Source organism: Pectobacterium actinidiae (assembly GCF_000803315.1).
GTDB classification, from domain to species: Bacteria; Pseudomonadota; Gammaproteobacteria; order Enterobacterales; family Enterobacteriaceae; genus Pectobacterium; species Pectobacterium actinidiae.
The window spans coordinates 1,777,828-1,799,361 of the sequence record NZ_JRMH01000001.1; the positions used below are offsets into that span (position 1 = coordinate 1,777,828).

20 protein-coding genes and 1 tRNA gene are annotated in these 21,534 nt (G+C 50.3%); 4 read left to right on the forward strand and 17 right to left on the reverse strand.

Annotation, left to right across the window (positions count from 1 at the left end; translation table 11 throughout):
* The 6 genes from KKH3_RS07455 to KKH3_RS07475 all read right to left on the reverse strand — a co-directional run bounded on the left by KKH3_RS07455 (position 1) and on the right by KKH3_RS07475 (position 4,902).
* Entirely contained in the window at positions 1-213 is a 213-nt protein-coding gene (locus tag KKH3_RS07455; RefSeq protein WP_039357620.1) for a helix-turn-helix transcriptional regulator, read from the reverse strand.
* A 129-nt stretch (positions 214-342) separates the two neighbouring features.
* Entirely contained in the window at positions 343-1,140 is a 798-nt protein-coding gene (locus KKH3_RS22240; RefSeq protein ID WP_139338629.1) for a hypothetical protein, read from the reverse strand.
* 162 nt (positions 1,141-1,302) lie between these two features.
* Positions 1,303-2,556, reverse strand: a complete 1,254-nt coding sequence (locus tag KKH3_RS07460; RefSeq protein WP_039357623.1) for an integrase domain-containing protein — start codon at positions 2,554-2,556, stop codon at positions 1,303-1,305.
* 197 nt (positions 2,557-2,753) lie between these two features.
* Positions 2,754-2,830, reverse strand: a tRNA-Pro gene (locus tag KKH3_RS07465).
* A gap of 78 nt (positions 2,831-2,908) precedes the next feature.
* A complete protein-coding gene (yejM, locus tag KKH3_RS07470; protein ID WP_039357626.1) occupies positions 2,909-4,657 on the reverse strand; it encodes an LPS biosynthesis-modulating metalloenzyme YejM in 1,749 nt (582 codons plus the stop codon).
* A 14-nt stretch (positions 4,658-4,671) separates the two neighbouring features.
* Positions 4,672-4,902: a YejL family protein gene (locus tag KKH3_RS07475; protein WP_005967239.1), complete on the reverse strand. Its 231-nt coding sequence runs from the start codon at positions 4,900-4,902 to the stop codon at positions 4,672-4,674.
* A gap of 220 nt (positions 4,903-5,122) precedes the next feature.
* Between KKH3_RS07475 and yejK the strand changes: the two genes are divergently transcribed.
* Positions 5,123-6,130, forward strand: a complete 1,008-nt coding sequence (gene yejK, locus KKH3_RS07480; RefSeq protein ID WP_039357629.1) for a nucleoid-associated protein YejK — start codon at positions 5,123-5,125, stop codon at positions 6,128-6,130.
* Positions 6,131-6,207: 77 nt separating this feature from the next.
* Here yejK and KKH3_RS07485 read toward each other — a convergent pair whose 3' ends face one another.
* The 4 genes from KKH3_RS07485 to KKH3_RS07500 form a co-directional block, all read right to left on the reverse strand.
* Positions 6,208-7,356: an acetyltransferase domain-containing protein gene (locus KKH3_RS07485; protein ID WP_039357632.1), complete on the reverse strand. Its 1,149-nt coding sequence runs from the start codon at positions 7,354-7,356 to the stop codon at positions 6,208-6,210.
* Between the two features lie 111 nt (positions 7,357-7,467).
* Positions 7,468-7,752 carry a 50S ribosomal protein L25 gene (gene rplY, locus KKH3_RS07490; protein WP_039357635.1) on the reverse strand — a complete coding sequence of 95 codons (285 nt, stop codon included), beginning with the start codon at positions 7,750-7,752 and terminating at the stop codon, positions 7,468-7,470.
* Positions 7,753-7,887: 135 nt separating this feature from the next.
* Entirely contained in the window at positions 7,888-9,666 is a 1,779-nt protein-coding gene (gene radD, locus KKH3_RS07495) for a DNA repair helicase RadD (protein WP_039357638.1), read from the reverse strand.
* Between the two features lie 2 nt (positions 9,667-9,668).
* On the reverse strand, positions 9,669-9,908 hold the full coding sequence (locus KKH3_RS07500; RefSeq protein ID WP_039357641.1) for a YecH family metal-binding protein: 240 nt from the start codon (positions 9,906-9,908) through the stop codon (positions 9,669-9,671).
* 222 nt (positions 9,909-10,130) lie between these two features.
* On the opposite strand from KKH3_RS07500, the gene rsuA reads away from it, so the two are divergent.
* The 3 genes from rsuA (at position 10,131) to KKH3_RS07515 (ending at position 12,784) form a co-directional block, all read left to right on the forward strand.
* Positions 10,131-10,826 (forward strand): 16S rRNA pseudouridine(516) synthase RsuA, encoded by a 696-nt coding sequence (gene rsuA, locus KKH3_RS07505; protein WP_039357642.1) that lies wholly within the window; start codon positions 10,131-10,133, stop codon positions 10,824-10,826.
* A 40-nt stretch (positions 10,827-10,866) separates the two neighbouring features.
* Positions 10,867-12,057 (forward strand): Bcr/CflA family multidrug efflux MFS transporter, encoded by a 1,191-nt coding sequence (locus KKH3_RS07510; RefSeq protein ID WP_039357645.1) that lies wholly within the window; start codon positions 10,867-10,869, stop codon positions 12,055-12,057.
* A 382-nt stretch (positions 12,058-12,439) separates the two neighbouring features.
* Entirely contained in the window at positions 12,440-12,784 is a 345-nt protein-coding gene (locus KKH3_RS07515; protein WP_039357648.1) for a YejG family protein, read from the forward strand.
* Between the two features lie 40 nt (positions 12,785-12,824).
* Here the strand turns inward: KKH3_RS07515 and yejF are convergent, their stop codons facing one another.
* The 7 genes from yejF to KKH3_RS07550 form a co-directional block, all read right to left on the reverse strand.
* Positions 12,825-14,441 (reverse strand): microcin C ABC transporter ATP-binding protein YejF, encoded by a 1,617-nt coding sequence (gene yejF / locus KKH3_RS07520; protein ID WP_039357651.1) that lies wholly within the window; start codon positions 14,439-14,441, stop codon positions 12,825-12,827.
* Between the two features lies 1 nt (position 14,442).
* Positions 14,443-15,468, reverse strand: coding sequence for an ABC transporter permease (locus KKH3_RS07525; protein WP_039357654.1), 1,026 nt, complete (start codon positions 15,466-15,468; stop codon positions 14,443-14,445).
* A complete protein-coding gene (locus KKH3_RS07530) occupies positions 15,465-16,562 on the reverse strand; it encodes a microcin C ABC transporter permease YejB (RefSeq protein WP_010294799.1) in 1,098 nt (365 codons plus the stop codon). The genes KKH3_RS07525 and KKH3_RS07530 overlap by 4 nt, the downstream gene beginning before the upstream one ends.
* A gap of 9 nt (positions 16,563-16,571) precedes the next feature.
* Positions 16,572-18,380, reverse strand: a complete 1,809-nt coding sequence (locus KKH3_RS07535; RefSeq protein ID WP_039357657.1) for an extracellular solute-binding protein — start codon at positions 18,378-18,380, stop codon at positions 16,572-16,574.
* 471 nt (positions 18,381-18,851) lie between these two features.
* Entirely contained in the window at positions 18,852-19,433 is a 582-nt protein-coding gene (mepS, locus tag KKH3_RS07540; RefSeq protein ID WP_039357661.1) for a bifunctional murein DD-endopeptidase/murein LD-carboxypeptidase, read from the reverse strand.
* Between the two features lie 322 nt (positions 19,434-19,755).
* Positions 19,756-20,457, reverse strand: a complete 702-nt coding sequence (locus tag KKH3_RS07545; RefSeq protein WP_039357664.1) for a phosphatase PAP2 family protein — start codon at positions 20,455-20,457, stop codon at positions 19,756-19,758.
* A 37-nt stretch (positions 20,458-20,494) separates the two neighbouring features.
* Positions 20,495-21,496, reverse strand: coding sequence for a CobW family GTP-binding protein (locus tag KKH3_RS07550; protein WP_039357667.1), 1,002 nt, complete (start codon positions 21,494-21,496; stop codon positions 20,495-20,497).
* Positions 21,497-21,534 lie beyond the last annotated feature (38 nt).

The window sequence follows — 21,534 nt, forward strand, 5'->3', positions numbered from 1 at the left end:
TCATGCCCCCGTCATCTGATCGCGTTCTGCAATACGTTGATTCAACCAGGCATTAACTTCATCCTCAAACCAGCCAACGCGACGCATACCAATACGGAAGCCTTTGGGAAACTCTCCAGCGTTTATCATGTCCTGAAATGCGCTATCAGATTTAAGACGCAGAATCGCCTTAACTTCTTTTTTCAGTAGGATTTTTCTTTCTGCTGGTGCCATGCGATAAATCTCCATCAATACCGGAGGATTCCGGCGTTGTGGGGATATTGACTGGATTGATAAATTTAAGGAAGAGTGGCTTTTTTCATTAGAGCGTTAATGAAAAAATTCACTCTTAATGAAAAGGGGTTATTTTTCCGACCTTTTACCTAATAAAGAAGCTTCGCCACTGTCACACCAACGCGATGTAGTTGCTGGGCTATGTCTTATGGAATAGCCATGTTTCTCTGCTATCGCATCAAGGTTGCTAGCTACTGCTGATGGTGAACTAACATTGATGCCCGCATCTTTCAGAAGTAGTACCAATGCCATCTTTAAGCTGGCGGATTCTCTTTCTGAGTTTTTTTGAAGTGAATTAATTGTTGATGGCTTATGATGAATAATTCCGTGAATTCGTTCGAGTTCTGCGCCTGTAAGTAATAAATCACTTTCTTTAGAAATTGGGGGCTTTGGGATTGTCACGCAAAGATCTTTTACCCATTCGTGGCAACTCACTGGAAATAATAATCTAGGTGTTACGCTACGGCTTATTTCCGGCACAGTCCACAGTCCACACAAAATAGCTTGAGTATTAAAATATCCATTATGGGGGCCAGCAAATGATTTTGATCCAGAATAAATCTCGGTCTTAATCGTGGTTTCTTCTAGGGATTCAGGAATAAAATTGGCTATAGATTCGCCAAGCCCTAAATCTAACTCGCGGCGTTCATTGAAAGCTTCTATAAATTCTTTGCTCGGAGTATCAACACGAAATCGTACCACTCCAACAACTGGTCCCCATGGAATGTTGACACAAAGCCGAATGATTCCTTGTTCACTCCAATGCCAAATATCATCAATCTCGCAACCAAGTAGTTTCGCCGCACGTCCAATTGACAAATATTCAAGAGGTAAAATTTTGTTTTCCTGCCAAATAGTTTTTGTCATTTATTTTCTCCTCTTGCTGCTATGAAAACCAATACTCACCTTGTGACGAATTTGGAACTACCCTAGACGCGGCTTTATTCGGTTTCTATCGGTTATCACCGGAGCGCACATAATAACGTCATTTTTTCTACTTGGGGGTGATTTTTACTGTAATTTTATCCACTATTCCCCAACCACCCGTAAACCGCGTACCCCTTCAGATGCTAACGTCTTGCCAGTAGCAGCGCTTTCCACAAACTCGCCCCACCAGCACATCAATACCTTGCGCTGTTCCAGATAGGTGGAACGGTTATAGGCGCGGCGTACTTCGTTGGCGTCTACGTGAGCTAGGGCGGCTTCGATCACGTCTGGCGAGAAGCCTTCTTCATTGGCTGCTGTACTAAATATGGCGCGTAGGCCGTGAGATACCAGTACGCCTTTGTAACCCATACGGCGCAGTGCGGCGTTAGCGGTCTGGCTGTTCATCGGCTGCTTAGGGTCTTTACTGGAAGGAAACAGGTATTCCCGGTGGCCGCTGATAGGCTTCATGGCGTCCAGAATAGCTAATGCCTGCGGGGGGAGGGGAATAACATGCTCACGGCGCATCTTCATGCGGCCAGCGGGGATCGTCCAGGTGTTATCTGTAAAATTTATCTCGCTCCAGCGGGTTTCAGCGGCTTCGGCGGGGCGGGTAACGGTGAGTAACTGCCATTCAATCAATAAACGGGTCTGTAACTCAATGCTGGCGACCGATAGCGTTTTCATCAAGCCAGGTAATGCCTCTGGCCGAATGGTCGGCATATGAGTTTTCACCGGCGTCTGAAATGCTTTGCGGATCTTGGCGGCAGGATTCGCAGGAATTAGCCCGGAGTTAACCGCATAATCCATCACCTCGTTAATTCGCTGACTTACCCGTTTGACGGTTTCCAGTTTGCCACTGGCCTGTATCGGTTCCAGTGCGGTGATGAAGTGACGAGCGGTAAGCTGTGTGATCGGTAAGGTTCCGATGAACGGGAACACGTATTTTTCCAACGAACGCCAGATATCTTTAATGGTGTTCTCGGCCAGTGGTTGTGATTTCTTTACTTCGTACCAATCAGCGGAGACTTTCTGGAAAGTGTTGCCTTTGGTCATTTCATCTCGTAGACGTTCATTTTCACGATTGGCGAGAGGATCGATACCATTCGCCAATAGCTGGCGTGTTTCATCTCTCATGCGTCGAGCATCCGCAAGAGAAACAGTAGGGTAGGCACCAAATGCCATCATAGCGCGTTTTTTGGTGGTGGGTTTGTAGTAGCGAAAACGCCAGAGCTTTGCATTGCTGGTGGGTTTAATCAGTAGCTCTAGTCCGTCACCATCGTAAAGCACTACTGGCTTGTCGTCCGCTTTAGCTGCTTTAACTTCAGTATTGGTTAATGGTCTGGTTTGTCGTGCCATGATTAATCCCCACAATCCGGTTTAGGCATACGTGGTTTAGGCATATAGGCATTGTATGCCCAATCGTATGCCTAAACTTTCCGGCTGGAAACGTAGCAAACCGATAGATAACAGGCAACAAAAAACCCGCAAACTCAGTGAGAATGCGGGTTTCTGTGGGGTTTCCGGTAGTAAACGATACTAACCGAATATGTATTTGGTCGGCACGAGAGGATTTGAACCTCCGACCCCCGACACCCCATGACGGTGCGCTACCAGGCTGCGCTACGTGCCGATGCTATGGGCATTTATACTACCTTTTCCTGACCTTATTGCAATAGCCTGATGGAACGACTGCTTTAGATTTAGGCAGTTAGTTGGCAATAAAGCGTCTTTCGTTCGTTAGTACCTGCAAGAGTAGGGCAAGCTGCGGTTTTTCATCATTCAGCCGATTTCCTTCCATATCGTAAGCCCGGTAGTTTCCGTTGCTTTCCAATATGATGAGCTGATCCGGTGTCGTGATGAGCAGTGTGCCGCCGTCGCCGTTAATCAACCACGGATAGCGTCGCTGAGCAGAGAACAGGTCTTCACCCTGTGAATAATCATCCGTACTGTTTTTAACATGGAGCAGGCGCTGCATCAGCGTGGTCATGACGTCTTTGTTGTCCGTCATTTTGGTAATGGTCTGCGCAGGCGTGTTCGGCCAATGAACAATGAGCGGCGTTTGCCACTGGGTTCGGGCAAAACGTGCCGAGTTGCTAGTATCGGCATTCTGGTTTTGTGCCGTTGTCACGATGACGACCGTCTTATCCAGAATGTTTTTTTCCTCCAACGTGCGAATGATTTGGCCAATCTGCCGGTCAACGTCCTGAATATTTACTCGACTGTTTGAATCAGCCTCTTTGCCCGCTGCACTTTTCGGCGTGCTGCTCAGTTCAACGTAAGAGAACCAAGGGGCTGGAGTATTATCACGATTAAGCCATTCCTGCCATTGTGTAATGATCGCATCGCCGCCTTGCTGCTGCGGCGCAGGTAAGGAGAAATCAGAAAGCAGCGCCTGACGATAGAGCGGGCTATTGAAGCCGTTCGCCGAAAATAGCCCGAACTGATAACCCTGTTGGCTTAATGCGGTGATTAAGGCAGAAGGTTTACGCGCGCCCAGAATACCATCCATATAGGTCGTCGAGAGGCCGTAAAACAGGTTAAATAAGGCCGCGTCTGGCTGAGAACCTGAATCGTAATGGTCGCTGAAGCGCACGTTTTCTGCGGCGAAACGCGAGAGGTTCGGCATTCGGTTTTGTATCGCGTCGGGTTGTGTATCGTCAATCATCACCATCAGCAGGTTGTAGCCGCTACCGCTATCGCGGAAGGTAATGTTATTGAGCGGATATTCCACCGTCATGGCTTCAGGATTACCTTGCTGCGTCAGGCGACGCTGATATTCCTGTGCATCCAGCAGACCATGTTTTTCCAGGAATCGACGTGCCGTCATCGGATAAGACAGTGGCAAATTGGCGCGCTGCATGGTAATCGGGCGATAGAAATTCGCATCGGCCCAAATGTACATCAGGTGCGACGCGAAGAACGCAGAGATGAAAACACCCGCCAGCGGTTTGCCAAAATGGCGGCGATTCAGACTGCGTAATTTTTGCCAGCTCCACGTGCCAAACAGCATTTCCGCCATGAAAATCAAAGGAATGCCGATAAACATCCACTGCCAGTCGCGGGCGATTTCACCCTGTCCTGGGTTAACGACGAGTTCCCAAACGGTGCTGTTGAGGTGCAGGTGAAAACGCGTAAAGACTTCAACATCGACTAACAGTATCGTTAGCCCGGCTGTTGCCAGCGCCGCAGACAGGAACCGTAGCAGGCGCTGTGACATCACAATAAACGTGAGTGGGAAGATGACCAGCAGATAGGCGGCAAAGACGATAAAGCTAAAATGACCAAGCCAGCTAACCAGCGCGTAAAGCCGACCGAACAGGGAGGTCGGCCAATCGGCAACAAACAGGTAGCGGCTACCCAGCCCCAAAGTGAGCAAAATGTTGAATAAGGCGAACCAGTGTCCCCAACTGATCATCTGGGAGACTTTTTCGCGGTAGCGCTGACGGTTGGTTACCATACGTTGGTCAAAACTTAGTGAGCTTTATCGGCTTTTTTAATCGAAGCCTGTAGGGCTTCAGCGAAAGAACGCGCCAGAACCTGACGTTGTGCAGGCGCGATGCTGGTGTTAATCAGGTTCGTCACCATGTTACCGAGCACCATCAAAGCAAGATCGGTTGGGGCGTGGTGCTTTTCCAGAACATTGACCATCTCAGAAAGCAGTTGTTCAACGTGTTCGTCACTATAACGGGATGATTGTGGCATAAAATGGCGTATCTCAAGCTGGTAAAGTCGCTTATCTTACCGTATAGGCTTATGCTTTTCTGCACTTTTATCATTAACGTACTTTTATCACCGGCGTCCTTTTATCAATAAGTAGTGTAGACGCTTAGCACGCGTACAGATGTAAAGTGGCCGCTTTAATGTGTTGCGGGCTGTTCGCATCAGTGTTTGAATACGCGCCTTGCCAAAAGGAGAGTTTATCATGAGTCTGGATATCGCCCAGATTGCCCTGCATCAGCTAATTAAACGTGACGAACAAACGCTGGAAATGGTGTTGCGTGATTCCCTGTTGTCGACCAATGCGGCAGTAGAGGAGATGATGGCTGAATTGCATCGCGTCTACAGCGCCAAGAGTAAGGCCTATGGGTTGTTTAATGAGCAAAGCGAGCTGGCGGATGCGCTGCGGGCTTGTCGCAAAGGGGATGAGGACTTTCTGAGTTTCTCACGCGCCGCGACCGGACGCTTGCGTGATGAGCTGGCGAAGTACCCGTTTGCCGAAGGCGGTATCGTGTTGTTCTGCCAGTATCGTTATCTGGCGGTCGAGTATTTACTGATATCGGTGCTCAATAGCTGCAACAGTATGCGAGTTAATGAACAGCTGGATATCAGCACCACGCACTATCTGGATATCAATCATGCCGATATCGTTGCGCGTATCGATTTGACGGAATGGGAAACCAATCCAGAATCGACGCGCTATCTGACGTTCCTCAAAGGCCGCGTCGGGCGCAAAGTATCTGACTTCTTCATGGATTTTCTGGCCGCGTCAGAAGGGCTGGACACCAAAGCACAAAATCGTTGCTTGCTGAAAGCGGTCGATGAGTATTGTGACGACGCGCAGTTAGATAAAAACGAGCGCCAGAATTATCGTCAACAGGTCTATAGCTACTGCAATGAGCAATTGCAATCCGGCGAGGAAATCGAGCTGGCGTCGCTGTCGCAGGAGTTGCCACCGCTGGGCGAGAAGACTTTCCAGCAGTTTTCTGCCGATCAGGGTTATGAACTGGAAGATAGCTTCCCAGCCGATCGCGGGACATTGCGCCAGTTGACCAAATTTGCGGGTAGCGGCGGCGGCATCAGCCTGAATTTTGATGCGCTATTGCTCGGTGAGCGCATTTTCTGGGATCCGGCGACGGATACGTTGACGATTAAAGGCACGCCGCCGAATCTGCGCGATCAGTTACAGCGCCGGACGAGTAGCGGTAAGTAGTCGGTGCCAGACGAGACTGCCCTTTTTCTTACTTCAGGAAAAGGGCAGTGGTGGATAACGGTTTGAAACGATAGCGATTAAAAGTATTTAAGCCAGCGGATGTCTCTGCGGCGTGCTTTTAGGCGGGCAAACGCGCGAACGGGCGAAAATAGCACGACCATCAGCACCAGAGTACACACCCACAATTGCCAGACGGCGGAAAAGCCGAACCACTCTCCCTGATTTTTCCCCCATATCGCGACAGCGGTTAAATACATACCTTTTAAAACATACAGATGCAGTAGATAGAAAAACATCGGCGCTGCACCGAAGCTCGCTAGCATCACAAGCCAGCGCTTTTGCTGCTGACGCTCGAATACGGCAAGCAGGTAAAGCCCGATGCCAAGCGTCAGACAGAGGAACAGCAGCGATGGCGGGTATTTTGTGATGTTGAAATAGCTCATGAGCGTCTGCGTGATGACATCACTCTGCTGCCAGGGCTTTTCGCCATACCGATTGATACTACGCAGAACGAAGAACAGTGCTAGCGTGATCCCAGACAGAACGAGCAGGGCTTTCTGACGCTGAAGTGGAAATATCTCTTTTCGATATAACGCGCCAGCCGTATAGCCAAGTGAAATGACACCAACCCAGGGAAGTACCGGATATGACGTACGCATACGGAAGGTTTCGCTGATGTCTATCCAACCGCGATCGTGCAGAATCGCCCAGGGAATGGACCAGATGGAGTCTGCGGAAACCTGTAGAGGATCCAGCAGGTTATGTCCGCCCACAATAACGATGCCCACTATCAAAACCAGCCCGACTGGGAGCCAGATGAGCGCGCTGAGAGCGAGCATGCTCATACCGATTGCCCAGATTACCTGTAAATAGATGACCTGTGGCGGGAATTGGAACGTCCATGCAAAGTTGATCAACGTGAGCTCAAGAAGGATAAGAATTAAGCCGCGCTGGAATAGAAAGAGGGCAGTTTGTCGGCGATCTTGCACTTTCTGGTGGTAAAGCGCCGCAGAGAGGCCAGTTAAAATGACAAACACGGGGGCACACAGGTGCGCCAGCGTACGGTTGATGAACAGCATAGGATCGGTGCTGGTTACATCAATCGGATCGGCGAGTTGCAGGTGCAGATAAAAGGTTTCCCGCACATGGTCTAGTAGCATAAGCACCATAACCAGGCCGCGCAGAGCGTCAATAGCGATCAGTCGCTGTGAGATATCACGAGACATATTCACATTCCTTTGTGAATTAACTAATTGTTATAAAAAGTGTTATAAAAAAAACGCCGCATAAGCGGCGTTTTTCTTTTCCGGCGTCCCGGAAAACGACTTCAGCGTAAACTAAACGCGAACGAAGTCGATGTGAGTCAGTTTTGGCTTGTAAACGTGACGTTGTACAGCCTGAACTTTAACTTGAACTTCTTTGCCATCGATGGACAGAATCAGTGTTTCACCGTAGAAGCCTTCTTTCACTTCTTGGTTTTTCACTGAATCGTGATCCAGTTCGATAGATACTGGTGCTTCTGAACCACCGTAAACGATGGCTGGGAATTTACCAGTTGAACGCAGGCGGCGGCTCGCACCCTTACCCTGACCTTGACGTGCTTCTGCTTTGATAGTAATCATTTTCTTCTCTACTTATATAAAGTAATCCTGCTACAGGCGACCCAGCAGCAGGTTGGGGTATTCAGCTTTTGTGAATAAAAGCGGGCTGAATTCTAGCGGAATATGGCGACATGGGCAAATGAATCCCCAAATTACTTAGCCGCGGAGCTCGTTGGCGCGGCGAAAGCGTCCCTGATAATCAAAGAGCTTTTCGCGTATTTGCCAGAATTTCCCGTTTTTACGTGCAACGACAAAATCGGGGGCGCGTAATAAGGCTTGTTGTGCGACGACGTCAGCGGCATTTTGCCAGTTAAATGGGGTTCCCGGCGCGCGTTGGTGAACACGTAAGAACTGTTGCAGGAAAACATGGCGCTGAGCGGTAGTTTGCAGGCGAAAACGTTCGCTAACTTCGGCACCTTCCTCATCGTGATAGGTAATCTTCAACCATTCACCTTTTGCATCCTGTCCTTGCTCGAAACTGATGCCGCTACAGCGTAGAACCAGCGCATCTTTCAGTTTCAGCGCTGCTTTCAGCATATCGTCAGGATCGACCAATACCTCGTCACATTGGTGGCAGCGCCGCGCGGCAATATCATTTTCCGCGCCGCAGTGCGGACACACTTTAAACCTAAATCGGAAATCACACTGTTTGCGTTGGCCGTTTTCCGCCATTTCCCAACCTTGGCAGCGGCGACCATAGTGTTCGATGACATCGCCGTCCGAGGTAGTTTTTCCCCAGAACAGATTAGCAAAGCCACATTCAGGACAGAAAACCTGTACCGGCTGGCTGCCAGCATGGGGCTTGCTGTTGCCGACTTCTGGCGTGTACAGGTCGTGTGGGTTACCAGCGTAATCCAGTATCAGACAGTCTATTTTTCCCGGATACAATCGTAAACCGCGCCCGACGATTTGCTGATACAGGCTGACGGATTCTGTGGGACGAAGGATGGCGATAAGATCGACATGCGGCGCATCAAAACCGGTCGTCAGCACCGCCACATTGACCAGATAGCGCAGTGACTGCTGTTTAAAGGCGTTAATCAACGCATCGCGCTCGGCCGCTGGCGTATCGGCGCTGACCAGCGCAGCCTGACCAACCGGCAGCAAAGCCGTAATTTCTTTGGCATGTTCGACGGTGGAAGCAAAAATCATCACGCCGCGCCGTGTTTGCGCATAATCGATAATTTGGTTGATGATGTGCGGCGTAATACGCTGTTGACGCTTGAGTTCGAGGTTTAGGTCAGCCTCACTGAATAGCCCGTTGCTGCGGGCGACGAGCTTACTGAAATCATATTGCACGACTGGCATATCTAATCTGTCAGGCGGCACCAGGAAGCCATGCTTGATCATATAACGCAACGGCAGCTCATAAATACAGTCGCGGAACAAACAGCGCTCGTCGCCACGGATCATACCGTGATAGTGATACTGATATATCCAGCCTTTGCCGAGCCGATAGGGCGTGGCGGTTAAGCCGAGTAACCGCAACTGCGGGTTAGTCTTTTGCAGGTGCTGGATGATTTGTTGATATTGGCTGTTATCGTCGTCGCTAATACGGTGACATTCATCAATGATCAGCAGGGAAAAGGCATTATCGAACTGATCGAGATTACGCGCGACCGACTGCACGCTGCCAAAGACCACCTTCCCCTGACTCTCTCGCTGCTGTAGCCCCGCCGCGAAGATATCTGCTTCCAAATCCAGGGCACAGTATTTGGCATGGTTTTGCGCGACCAGTTCTTTGACGTGTGCGAGCACCAGTACACGACCACGAGCAAGCCGTGCCAGTTCGGCGATAACCAGGCTTTTCCCCGCACCGGTAGGCAAAACGATGACGGCCGGTTGAGTGTGGCGGCGAAAATAGTCGAGTGTGGCGGAAACCGCCTCACGCTGGTAAGGCCGTAGTGTGAACGAGACAGGCTGTGTGAACGACATAACTAGTGCTGGCAGATTTTACTGGCGTTGGTGGTAAAGCCCGCATCGTGCGGAATGAATTTCCCACGTTCAGCCAGAAATTGTACCAGCATTGAGGCCGTCATATTTTCGGCAGAGCAGGTATGAAAGCGCGCAGCGCTGCCGAAGCGGGTTTCTATCGTGGTAATCAGCTGTTCAGTGGTAAACGACTCACCGGACGCGAGCATCATTTGCAAAACTTCATGGCCGTGAATAGATGACATAGCGTTGTCCTCAAAGATAAAAACGGCTTCTATTATGCCTGTTGAAAATATCTGGTGCGAGGGATAAGCAAAGTCGGAGCAGCCCGCAGACAGGCTAAAAAGAGCAACTTATGGACAGTGAATTGCAGGACGAGCGAACAAAGCCCCGTTATACTACGATCTCACAATTTAGGGTCTCACGGTTTGAGACTGGCAGTTATTTGAGACAGGTAGTGAGTTTTAATGCGATTGGACAAATTTTTATCCCAGCATCTGGGAATCAGCCGCTCGCTGGTGGCGCGCGAACTCCATGCACAGCGTGTTACCGTGGATGGTGACGTGGTAAAAAGCGGTGCGTTCAAGCTTTCCCCTGAGCATCACGTCGAATTTGATGGTAACCCGCTGGAACAACAGAACGGGCCGCGCTATTTCATGCTGAATAAGCCCCAAGGCTATGTGTGTTCAACGGACGATCCCGATCATCCTACCATTCTGTATTTCATGGATGTCCCGGTGGCGCACAAACTGCACGCGGCGGGGCGGCTGGATATCGACACCACTGGGCTGGTGCTGCTAACTGACGACGGGCAATGGTCACATCGTATTACCTCGCCTAAGCATCAGTGCGAGAAAACGTATCTGGTGACGCTGGAGTTGCCGTTGGCTGAGAATACCGCCGCGCAATTTACAGCCGGCGTGCAACTGCATAACGAGAAGAATCTCACTAAACCCGCTACGCTTGAGAAGATAACGGATCATGTCGTTCGACTGACGATCAGCGAAGGTCGCTATCATCAGGTGAAAAGGATGTTTGCTGCGGTGGGGAATCGCGTAGTGGGGCTACACCGCGAGCGTATTGGTGGCATCTGTCTGGATAGCGAACTGGAACCGGGGGAATTCCGGGAATTACGCGATGACGAAGTCGCCAGCGTAAAATAATGCTGTTCAGCAATGCCTCTTTTCTAATCTGGAGTTATTAGTGCAATTACGCCGCTCTTCTCACCTCGGGTTGATTTTTATTCTCGGCCTGATTTCGATGCTAATGCCGTTAGCTATCGATATGTATTTACCTGCGTTGCCGACCATTGCTAACGAGTTTGGTGTGGGGGACGGGCATGTCCAAATGACGCTCAGCACCTATGTGCTGGGCTTTGCGATTGGTCAAATGTTCTACGGGCCGATGGCGGACAGCCTGGGGCGTAAACCTGTGATTCTTGGCGGCACGCTGGTTTTTGCATTCGCAGGCGTGGCCTGTGCGCTGGCACAAACGGTAGAGCAGCTGATCTACATGCGCTTCCTGCATGGGGTTTCCGCTGCGGCGGCTGCCGTGGTGATTAATGCACTGATGCGCGATATGTTCTCGCGGGATGATTTTTCTCGCATGATGTCGTTTGTCGTGCTGGTCATGACTGTCGCGCCACTCATTGCGCCGATTGCGGGTGGCTGGTTGTTGCTGTGGTTTAGCTGGCATTCCATTTTCTGGACGATCTCTGGTGCGGCTTTTTTGGCGTCAGCGCTGATTTTCTTTTTTATCAAAGAGACTTTACCACCCGCGAAGCGGCAGAAATTTCATCTGCGCACCACTATCGGGAATTTTGCCATCCTGTTCCGCCATAAGCGGGTGTTCAGCTACATGGTGGCAAGCGGGCTTTCGTTCTGCGGCATGTTTTCCTTCCTAAGTGCCGGGCCGTTTGTGTATATCAATCTGCATGGCGTTTCTCCCCAGAATTTTGGCTACTATTTTGCCTTGAACGTCGTCTTTCTATTTGTGGTGACGCTGTTTAACAGCCGTAATGTGCGACGGCTGGGGGCGATGGCGATGTTCCGCACGGGGCTAGTCATTCAGTTCGTGATGGGAATATGGCTGGTGATTGTCTGCCTGTTCGACCTTGGGTTTTTACCGCTGGTATTTGGTGTGGCGCTGTTTGTTGGCTGCATTGCGATGGTGGCGTCGAATGCGATGGCGGTTATTCTTGATGACTTCCCGCATATGGCAGGGACGGCATCGTCGTTGGCTGGCACACTACGCTTTGGTCTGGGCGCGATAGTGGGGGTTATCCTCTCTCTGGCCTCATTCAACAGCGCTTGGCCGATGGTACTATCGATGGCAATCTGTTCGATTGGTGCTTTTATGCTGTATCTGTACGCCACCCGTACTCCCGCGTCTTGATCCTCCCTTCTTCTCAGATGCAGGAAAGATGTTCCTGTATCTGAGTCTGCTCCCTCTTATTCCTTATTGTCCTTCTTAAGACAATACCAGCCATCGTTTTTTGTTTTGCTAATGTAAAATATTTGACCCAAAAGTGAACGGGTGGGCTGAAAAGGGTTGAGATATTAAATGGAAAAGGTTACATATAGCCGGAAAAGAAGAAAAATTCGTGATCAATCTGGCATTAATAGTCCTTGCAATAAAACCTGTTAGCCACTATCACGATATGAAAAAAGTGTGTTTGTTGTTTTTTTGTTCACTAAAAGTGGCAAAAAATGGTGCGAACACGCTACTATGATAAATATGTTACTATTTTGTGAATTATTACCTGAGGAAAACAGTAGTGGACAGTTTCCAACTTTCGGTAGTTCATCGTTTGCCGCAAAGTTATCGCTGGTTATCGGGTTTTACAGGTATCAATGTTGAACCGATTCCGCTGAGCGGCAGAGAAGAAGACAACAACCTGATTGGTCTCAAACTGTTGAGCCACGATGGCGACATCGCATGGAACATTATGCGTCAGCTGAATCAATCCCTGTCTGAAATACAGGTTGAATGCGCCGTTCTGGAATGGGAAGGCGAACCGTGTCTGTTTTTACATCGTAATGATGAAAGTACGGCAATGTGCCGTCTGAAAAATGTCGGTGTCGCTATCGCTGAGTCCGTATCGGCACACTATCCCTTTTAAACCGCAGCGTCAGCAGACTGGCGTTGCGGCATTCCCTCATTTATGCTGACGGCGTTTCCGTCGTGTAAGATGAGAACTGTAGCAGTTCTCGCGTGTAATGTTCGGCAGGGTGCGCGAATACCTGTTTGCATTCTCCCTGTTCGACCACTTCGCCTTGTCGCAACACAATAACCTGATGGCATAGAGAACGGATAACCTGTAAGTCATGGCTGATAAACAGGTAAGCGATTTTGTGCTTTTCCTGTAATGATTTCAGCAACGCCAGAATTTGCGCCTGAACCGTTCTGTCCAGCGACGACGTGGGTTCATCGAGGATCAGCAGCTCGGGTTGCAGGATCAGCGCACGAGCGATAGCGATACGCTGACGTTGGCCGCCGGAAAACTCGGAGGGATAACGGTAGCGGGTCGTGGGATCCAGCCCGACTTCCTGCATCGCCTCAATCACACGCTGGTCGATTGCCGCTTTGCTTAACTTATGATGGACGGTCAATCCCTCCGCAATAATTTGTTCCACATTCAGCCGTGGGTTCAGTGCAGAGTTTGGATCTTGAAAGACAACCTGAATCCGGCTGCGGAAAGGCAGCATTTGCTTACGAGTTAGCCCCTGCATAGGCTGGCCGTCAAACCAGATATCACCGCGTGATTGAATCAGGCGCAGTAACGCTAACCCGGTCGTGCTTTTTCCTGAACCGGATTCCCCCACCAGACCCAGACTTTCGCCGCGTCGCAGGGTGAAGTTGATATTGTTCACGACCTGTTTTTCGTCAACGGTACGACGCAAAAGGCCACGTTTGATGGGAAACGAAACGTGCAGTTTTTCCACTCGTAACAGAGGTTCGCCATCATCCGTTACTGGAAGCGGCTCGCCCGACGGCTCTGCATCCAGCAACTGGCGCGTGTAGGGATGCTGCGGTGTGCTGAAAAGCTGCTGACAGCGATTGTGTTCCACAGCCTGACCCGCTTTCATGACCGACACGTTATCTGCCAACTGGCGGACAATATTCAGGTTGTGGGTGATGAACAGTAAACTCATCCCCAGTTCCTGTTTCAGCTCGTTCAGCAGTTTTAATATTTGCGCCTGAACGGTTACGTCGAGTGCCGTTGTGGGTTCGTCGGCAATCAGTAAATCCGGCTGTGTCAGCAGCGCCATCGCAATCATGACACGCTGGCGTTCCCCGCCAGAAAGCTGGTGCGGGAAATCATTTAATCGGCTCTTAGCCTGTCGAATCCCCACGCGATCCAGACAGGTGATGACTTCGCTGCGAGCTGCTTCGGTGCGCATGCCTCGGTGGAGTGAGAGCACCTCAATCAGCTGTTTCTCAATGCGTTGCAGAGGGTTAAGCGACACCATCGGTTCCTGAAAGATCATCGCAATCCGGTTGCCACGTATCTGACGCAGTGTTTTTTCATCAGCATGCAGTAGCGATTGCCCGGCAAAGCGGATATCCCCTTGCGGATAAACCACGGGTGGAGAGGGGAGCAAACGCAACACTGATAGTGCAGTGACGCTTTTCCCCGAGCCTGATTCACCGACCAGCGCCAGCGTCTCACCTGCGTTCACCGCCAGTGAAAGCTGGTCGACAACGCGCTGCTCCCGATCGCCTTTGCGGAAGGCAATGCTGAGATTATCTATCTGCAATAAAGGTGAACTGGACATATTAATGCGCCTTGCTGGGGTCAAAGGCGTCGCGAACTGCTTCGCCGATAAAAATGAGTAAGGAAAGCACGATGGAAAGCACCATAAATACGGTAATGCCCAGCCACGGCGCCTGAAGGTTATTTTTTCCTTCCAGCAATAAAGTGCCTAATGATGGCGAGCCCATCGGCAGACCAAAGCCGAGAAAATCCAGCGATGTCAGCGTGGTAATCGAGCCGCAGAGAATAAAGGGCAGGTAGGTCAGCGTAGCGACCATCGCGTTTGGCAGCATGCAGCGGAACATAATGGCGCGGTCGCTGACGCCCATCGCCTGCGCCGCACGAATATAGTCAAAATTTCGGGTACGCAGAAATTCCGCCCGTACCACGCCAACCAGACTCATCCAGCCGAACAGTACGGTAATGCCCAATAGCCACCAAAAATCCGGCTGAATCACGCTGGACAGCAAGATAATCAAAAACAGCGTCGGCATACCGGACCAGACCTCGATAAAGCGTTGCCCCCATAGGTCGAAACGCCCGCCGTAATAGCCCTGTGTTGCTCCCACGGTGATACCAATCACGCTGGATAGGATGGTGAGCGCCAGACCGAACAACAGTGAGATACGGAAGCCATACATTACCTGGGCGACGACGTCTTTCCCTTGGCTGTCCGTGCCCAGCCAGTTTTGCCAGTTTGGTGCAGACGGGAAGGAGGCTGTCGTGGCGTAATTTATGGTGTCGTAACTGTAGTGAATCAGCGGCCAGATCGCCCAGCCGTGGCTGCTGATGCGTTCTGCGATATAAGGATCGCGGAAGTCAGCAGGGGTATCCAACTGTCCGCCGAACGTCCGCTCGCTGTGGTCAACAAGCACTGGCGTATAAAACTGGCCGTCATACTTCACCAGCAGCGGTTTGTCATTGGCGAACAGTTCGGAAAACAGGCTGACGATAAACAGCACCATGAAAATCCACAGCGACCAGTAACCGCGACGATTACTTTTAAAACGCGCCCAGCGCGCCTGATTAATCGGGCTTAAGCGGCTCATTGGCGTCCCTCAAAATCGATACGCGGATCCACCAACGTATAGGTTATGTCACTGACGATATTCAGCAATAAGCCGATCAGCGTGAAGATATACAGCGTACCGAACATAACAGGATAGTCACGTTGCAGCGTCGCGTCATAGCCCAACAGACCCAGCCCGTTGAGCGAGAACATCACCTCAATCAGCAGCGAACCGGTGAAAAACATACTGATAAACGTGGCGGGGAAGCCAGCGATCACCAGCAACATGGCATTACGGAACACGTGGCGGTAGAGAATACTCTTTTCATCCAGCCCTTTAGCGCGCGCGGTAACCACGTACTGCTTGCGAATCTCATCCATAAAGGAGTTTTTGGTGAGCATAGTTAAGGTGGCGAAACCGCCAATGACGGAAGCCAGAACCGGTAGCGCAATATGCCACAAGTAGTCGGTAATCTTGCTGTACCACGGTAGGGTGTCAAAATTGCTGGAAACCAGCCCTCGCAGGGGGAACCAATCCAGATAACTGCCGCCTGCGAACAGTACAATCAAAATGATCGCAAACAAAAACGCGGGAATGGCATAACCGATAATGATTAGCGTGCTGCTCCAGGTATCGAACGGTGTGCCATTTTTTACGGCCTTCTTAATGCCAAGCGGAATGGAAATCAGGTAGACGATCAGCGTACTCCACAGCCCCAGCGTGATCGAAACGGGCATACTTTCTTTAATGAGCTGCATCACCGAAGAACCCCGGAACAGGCTGTCGCCGAAGTCAAAACGTACGTAATCCCACAGCAGGGTAAAATAGCGCTCATGGATGGGTTTATCGAAGCCATAGCGTTTGGTGATTTCTTCGATGACTTCTGGGTCAAGCCCGCGTGAACCCCGATAAGCGTTCTCGATGTTGGGTGCGCCGCTGGTGCCTGTTCGTGCCATTCCGGCATCCATTCCACTGCTAGCGGTATAACCGCTGCCGTGTCCCATTTCAATTGCCGCGATGGCTTGATCTACCGGGCCGCCGGGGGCAATTTGCACAATGAAGAAATTTATTGTGATGATCGCCCACAGAGTTGGAATAACCAGCAAGAGGCGGCGTAACAGATACGTTCCCATTTTTATTCCTTAACGTCGCTCTGCGGGCAGCGTAGCCGCCTGTTTGGTATCGAACCACCAGCCATCAAAACCAAGCGAATAGGCTGGGCGTATAGCAGGCATAGCAAATTTGTTCCAATAGGCGAAACGGTCATGATTGGAATACCACATTGGGATCATGAGCTGATTCCAGGTCAATACCCTGTCCAGCGCACGACCTAATGACAGCAGAGGGGCTTTCTGCCCTTGATGCTTAACGATTTCCTCGATGAGAGAGTCAATCGCAGGGTCGCTGACCCCCGGTCTGTTATAGGTTGAATCGATATACTGTGAGCTCCAGCGAATTTGCAGGTCATCACTAGGGTAAAGGAATGCGCTGTAAACCGTGGCCGTCATATCGAAATCCCGCTTACGGATACGATTGTTAAACTGCGTGCTGTCGATGTTACGTACGTTCATGGTGATGCCCAGCTTTTTCAGGCTCTGCTGAAAGGGCAGGACATACTGCGAGTTGCCAGCGCTTGGCAATAGCAGTTCAAATGTAAACGGCTGTCCGGTTTTGCTATTGACCAGCTTTTGATCTTTCAATTCCCATCCAGCTTCTTCCAGCAGTTTGAGTGCCTTCAGCCAGTTTTGTCGATCATAGCCGCTGCCATCGGAGGAGGGCGGTTGATAGCTGGGGCCAAAGACCTCGGCTGGCACCTTGTCCTTCAGCGGCGTCAACCATGCCAGTTCTTCTGCACTGGGTTCGCCTTTAGCGGCATACTCCGTATTCTGGAAATAGCTATCGGTACGTTGATAGGCGTTGTAATAGAGCGCCTTGTTCATCCAGTTGAAGTCAAATGCCAGCGCTAACGCCTGACGAACTCGGCGATCCTGAAACAGCGGTCGCTGAATATTGAATGCCAGCCAGCGCGTATCCTGAGCGGATTGATTGACCTGATCCTGTTTGATGATATAGCCGCGCGCAAAGTTGCCGCCCTGATATTGCGTCGCCCAATGCTTTGGTGAGCCTTCTTCACGCAGGTCGAAAGCGCCAGCTTTAAACGCTTCCAGCGCGACGCTGTCGTCGAGATAGTAGTCGTAGCGGATTCTATCGAAATTATACTGGCCTTTATTTACCGGCAAGTCGGCACCCCAATAGTCTTTCACACGTGAATAGGTGACATATTGTCCGGTGCGATAGGCGGTGATGCGGTAAGGGCCACTGGCCGGTGGTGGATACGATAGCGGATCGCTGAGTTTATGATTCTTCCAGAATTTCTCCGACATGATGGGCAATGTCATCAGACTGAACATACGGTTTTTGTCGGATACGGGAAAATCGAAGCGTACGGTCAGTGGTGCAACAGCTTTGGCGGTGACATCTTTAAAATAGATGCGAAACTGCGGCACGCCCTGCGTCATAAACATATTGTAGGTAAATGCGACGTCAGCTGCGGTAATTGGTGAACCATCATGAAAGCGGGCTTTGGGATTCATCTCGATTTCAATCCAGCGGAAATCCGCCGAATGGCGTGTTGTCAGTGCGACCAGCGGATAATAACTGCCAGGTTCGTCATCAGAGGAGACAAAGAGCGAATCGTAGAGGCGTTCAGTACGTGCCGCGGCCACGCCACGTAGCGCGTAACGGTTGAAATTGTCAAAGGTACCTAATGCACTGAGGGTGATACTGCCGCCTTTGGGAGCATCAGGGTTGACGTAATCAAAATGACTGAAGTTCTCGGCATATTTAGGTTCCCCCAAAAGTGCAAAGCTAGTGCTGTTTTCAATCGTCTCGGCATGTGCCCCAAAATGGGCCGTGCAAAGCAATACGGCAGCGATAACGCGCTTTAACATCTGACGGTAATCTCCTGCGAGTGGACGTTATCTGGTTGGTCGTCATCTGATGCAGACAGATATGCCATACCGTAGCGTCAACAATGCCGATTTTTTCGGCATAAAGTTCTTGAAATAATTAACATTCCCATCGGGAAGTTGCATGTTTTCTTTTTATCATGAAATCAGGTGATAAACCTACCTTAATAACGGCCTGTTAATGTTTCAGGTTGTTGAGTCAGTCATATTTTGCGCAGTATGCCGCAGAAGGGGAGGAACATAGCAGTATTTGGGTGACGTCCGGGCATAAAAAATTCCCGGGAGAAATTCTTAACGTTGCGTCAGCAACGGTCCGCAGGTGAGGGACAAGGATGTCCATCATAAAAAAACGCCGCTTATAGTGATAAGCGGCGTTGATGTCGTGTGGTTTCGTTGGCTAACAGCAAGGTTTTTTACTAGCAAAACAAGATCACAGCAAGGGAGCGATAGTGTTTAGCTGGTTTTTCCTTTGCTCAGGACTCGGCGCCCTTCTTGATAACGTTTATTCCAGTAGTCTTCGGTCATCTTGGAAATGATGACGCCACTGCTGGTAGACGCGTGAACGAACTGATCGTTACCGAGATAAATGCCAACATGGCGGCCGGTTGAACCTGCACGGAACAGAACAAGATCGCCTACACGCAGTTTGCTGCGCTGAATTTGCTGGCCCATCTCTTGCTGTTCATAGGTTGAACGCGGTAGATCCATACCAAACTGTTCGCGGAACGTGCGCTGAACGAAAGCTGAGCAGTCAATGCCACGGCGACTGTCACCGCCTAAACGGTAACGAACACCTTTCCAACTGGCATATTGGTTAAGTAACTTGGACTTGATATCCACGTTACGAACCAGAGCTTCAAATTCATCCTGAGAGGCTTGCAGTAAAAGACCATCTTTGTCATTAACTGCATGCATATCAGTTTGAGCTTTATTGTTGTATGCACTATTACTTCCACAGGCGGAGAGCATCATTGCGACCGCGACGGCAGGCACTGCCCGCCAGATATATCTCAGAATCGGTTGAGACTTGACCATTATTGTTATGTTCCCTTGCTGTCCTTAACGATAAATATCGCTATGTAGTATCCCCATTTCAGTGGGGTATAAATGCCAAACGAAAACGAGACTCAGACTAAATCAGAGTTGCTTCTTAGCCAAACACTCATCGGCGAAAATGTGCCGGAATGCACATTATTTTTCTTGCCGCTGTTAGTTCAATGTGCGCTAAAAAGCAAACTTGAACGAGACTACCGCAACAGCAGCAGGATTGCGAGAAGTTTTAACTATTTTATTTATAAGATTTAATGATGTGTTCAGCTAAAAAATAGCGATGTAAAAAATCTAAAATCATGTGAATTTATACTGTCGATTTTTTAGGTAATAGCCGGTTTAACAGGGCAATAGCGGCATCGCTTGCTGGCGTTAATAGCCACCAGCTTAGTCCGACCAGAACAACCGAGAGCGAACCGACTGCAATATCGGTAAACCAATGTGCACCAATCATGATGCGAGGCAATGAGAAAATCACCACGATGGCCAGACTGATAGCGAAAGCGGTGCGGGTAAAATAGCGCAGCATAAAAGCAGCAAAGATCATCAGCATCATGCCGTGGTCGCCAGGGAAACTGTCCGATGAAGCATCTTTGGTCGGAATACCGGTTAAGTCTGAAACGCGGTTGACGTCACTAAAGTAGAGCGTCGGGCTGGCGTGTTGCACCGGTAATAAATGTCCTGCCTGATTCAGCACGACGGCAGTTAACAGCATGATAAAACCGAGAATCAACAAACGGCGACGCTCGGTGGATGTAGCTTTCAGATAAAACGACAGATACAGCAACCCCATCGCAACGAGCGCACAGCCGTCAAAAGCGCGGTTATTCGTAATGGCAACCAGATGTAAAAACGTCGGGCTATCAACCAAGAGACGGTTGAAATAGAAAAAGATATGGCTGTCGAGCGTGAGCCAAAAACCATGATTTTCTGGTAGATACCAAGATAAAAACAGACCGATGCCCAATACATTGAGCACTAAAATAGAAGAAAAACGAGCAAATGACATAAGGCACAACATCCAAACAAAGACGAAAAACTCCAGTTTAGTCCACGTTAGCTAAACGAGCCTTTAACAACGAGGCTTGTAACGTATTCCATTCTGCGGGTGTTTCATTAATGATTTCGATACGGCTATCAATGGGAGCCGCCGATCGGGTTTCTATATGAAGATCGTGTCCCTGACGGTTGACGACTAGCGTCCCTTCTTTTATGCGCATCACCCCTTTAACCCGGCTTACGGGAGAAAGGCGCACCCAGTCCAGCAGGGCGGCGGTATCAAAAGCGGTTTCAGGTGCGAATATCCAGCCGCAAGCGTGGTAACCCTGCCCTTGATTGAGAGAGCGGCGCCAAGACTGCCCACCCGGTAATTGTAGCGCGGCCAGGCCATTTGTTGGCTTATGCGAGTGGTGGTGGGCGCCATCGGGCAATTCGCGCAGACGCTCTTGCGCTGAATGGTGTCGCGGTTGGTCGAGCAACTGGTGGTCAACGTTTCCCTGACTAGCCTCGATAATTTGTCGACCATCGCCGCTTGTCTGTTGCCACCCCTGTAATGCCGCGAGATCGTCGGCGGTATAGGTATCGCGCTTGTTGGCGATAATAATATCAGCGGCGGCAAGCTGATCGCGGAAGTTCTCATTTTCCGTGTAACGGGTTTCGCTTAGCTGACGCGCATCTAGCAGACACATCGTCGCCTGTAATGTCAGCCAGGGCTGATAGCTATCACTCGTTAGCAAGGCGAGAATTTGTTTCGGGTGGCCGAGCCCTGTAGGCTCGATAAGCAACCGATGGGGCTTCTTCTGTTGCAGCAGCATATTCAGGCCGACCTGCATCGGCAAGCCGTTCACGCAGCACATGCAGCCGCCGGGAATTTCTTTCAGAACGGCACCGCTATCTGCCAGTAAAGCACCGTCAATGCCCACTTCGCCGAATTCATTGACCAGCACCGCCCAGACTTCGTCTTCAGGCTTTTGCGACAGAAGATGACGAATCGTGGTGGTTTTTCCACTACCCAGAAATCCCGTAATCAAATTGACTTTCGTTAGCATGTCAGGCTCCTATGGGGGAGGAGGGGCGTGTGCCGGAT

Bases quoted from the DNA above. Each gene is read 5' to 3' on its own strand.
- KKH3_RS07485 (WP_039357632.1), bottom strand. From the start codon at position 7,356: ATGTCTCGTGATATCTCACAGCGACTGATCGCTATTGACGCTCTGCGC.
- KKH3_RS22240 (WP_139338629.1), bottom strand. From the start codon at position 1,140: ATGACAAAAACTATTTGGCAGGAAAACAAAATTTTACCTCTTGAATAT.
- rsuA (WP_039357642.1), top strand. From the start codon at position 10,131: ATGCGATTGGACAAATTTTTATCCCAGCATCTGGGAATCAGCCGCTCG.
- KKH3_RS07530 (WP_010294799.1), bottom strand. From the start codon at position 16,562: ATGGGAACGTATCTGTTACGCCGCCTCTTGCTGGTTATTCCAACTCTG.
- KKH3_RS07475 (WP_005967239.1), bottom strand. From the start codon at position 4,902: ATGCCACAATCATCCCGTTATAGTGACGAACACGTTGAACAACTGCTT.
- KKH3_RS07545 (WP_039357664.1), bottom strand. From the start codon at position 20,457: ATGTCATTTGCTCGTTTTTCTTCTATTTTAGTGCTCAATGTATTGGGC.
- KKH3_RS07455 (WP_039357620.1), bottom strand. From the start codon at position 213: ATGGCACCAGCAGAAAGAAAAATCCTACTGAAAAAAGAAGTTAAGGCG.
- yejM (WP_039357626.1), bottom strand. From the start codon at position 4,657: ATGGTAACCAACCGTCAGCGCTACCGCGAAAAAGTCTCCCAGATGATC.
- KKH3_RS07460 (WP_039357623.1), bottom strand. From the start codon at position 2,556: ATGGCACGACAAACCAGACCATTAACCAATACTGAAGTTAAAGCAGCT.
- KKH3_RS07535 (WP_039357657.1), bottom strand. From the start codon at position 18,380: ATGTTAAAGCGCGTTATCGCTGCCGTATTGCTTTGCACGGCCCATTTT.
- radD (WP_039357638.1), bottom strand. From the start codon at position 9,666: ATGTCGTTCACACAGCCTGTCTCGTTCACACTACGGCCTTACCAGCGT.
- KKH3_RS07525 (WP_039357654.1), bottom strand. From the start codon at position 15,468: ATGAGCCGCTTAAGCCCGATTAATCAGGCGCGCTGGGCGCGTTTTAAA.
- KKH3_RS07550 (WP_039357667.1), bottom strand. From the start codon at position 21,496: ATGCTAACGAAAGTCAATTTGATTACGGGATTTCTGGGTAGTGGAAAA.
- mepS (WP_039357661.1), bottom strand. From the start codon at position 19,433: ATGGTCAAGTCTCAACCGATTCTGAGATATATCTGGCGGGCAGTGCCT.
- yejF (WP_039357651.1), bottom strand. From the start codon at position 14,441: ATGTCCAGTTCACCTTTATTGCAGATAGATAATCTCAGCATTGCCTTC.
- rplY (WP_039357635.1), bottom strand. From the start codon at position 7,752: ATGATTACTATCAAAGCAGAAGCACGTCAAGGTCAGGGTAAGGGTGCG.
- KKH3_RS07500 (WP_039357641.1), bottom strand. From the start codon at position 9,908: ATGTCATCTATTCACGGCCATGAAGTTTTGCAAATGATGCTCGCGTCC.
- yejK (WP_039357629.1), top strand. From the start codon at position 5,123: ATGAGTCTGGATATCGCCCAGATTGCCCTGCATCAGCTAATTAAACGT.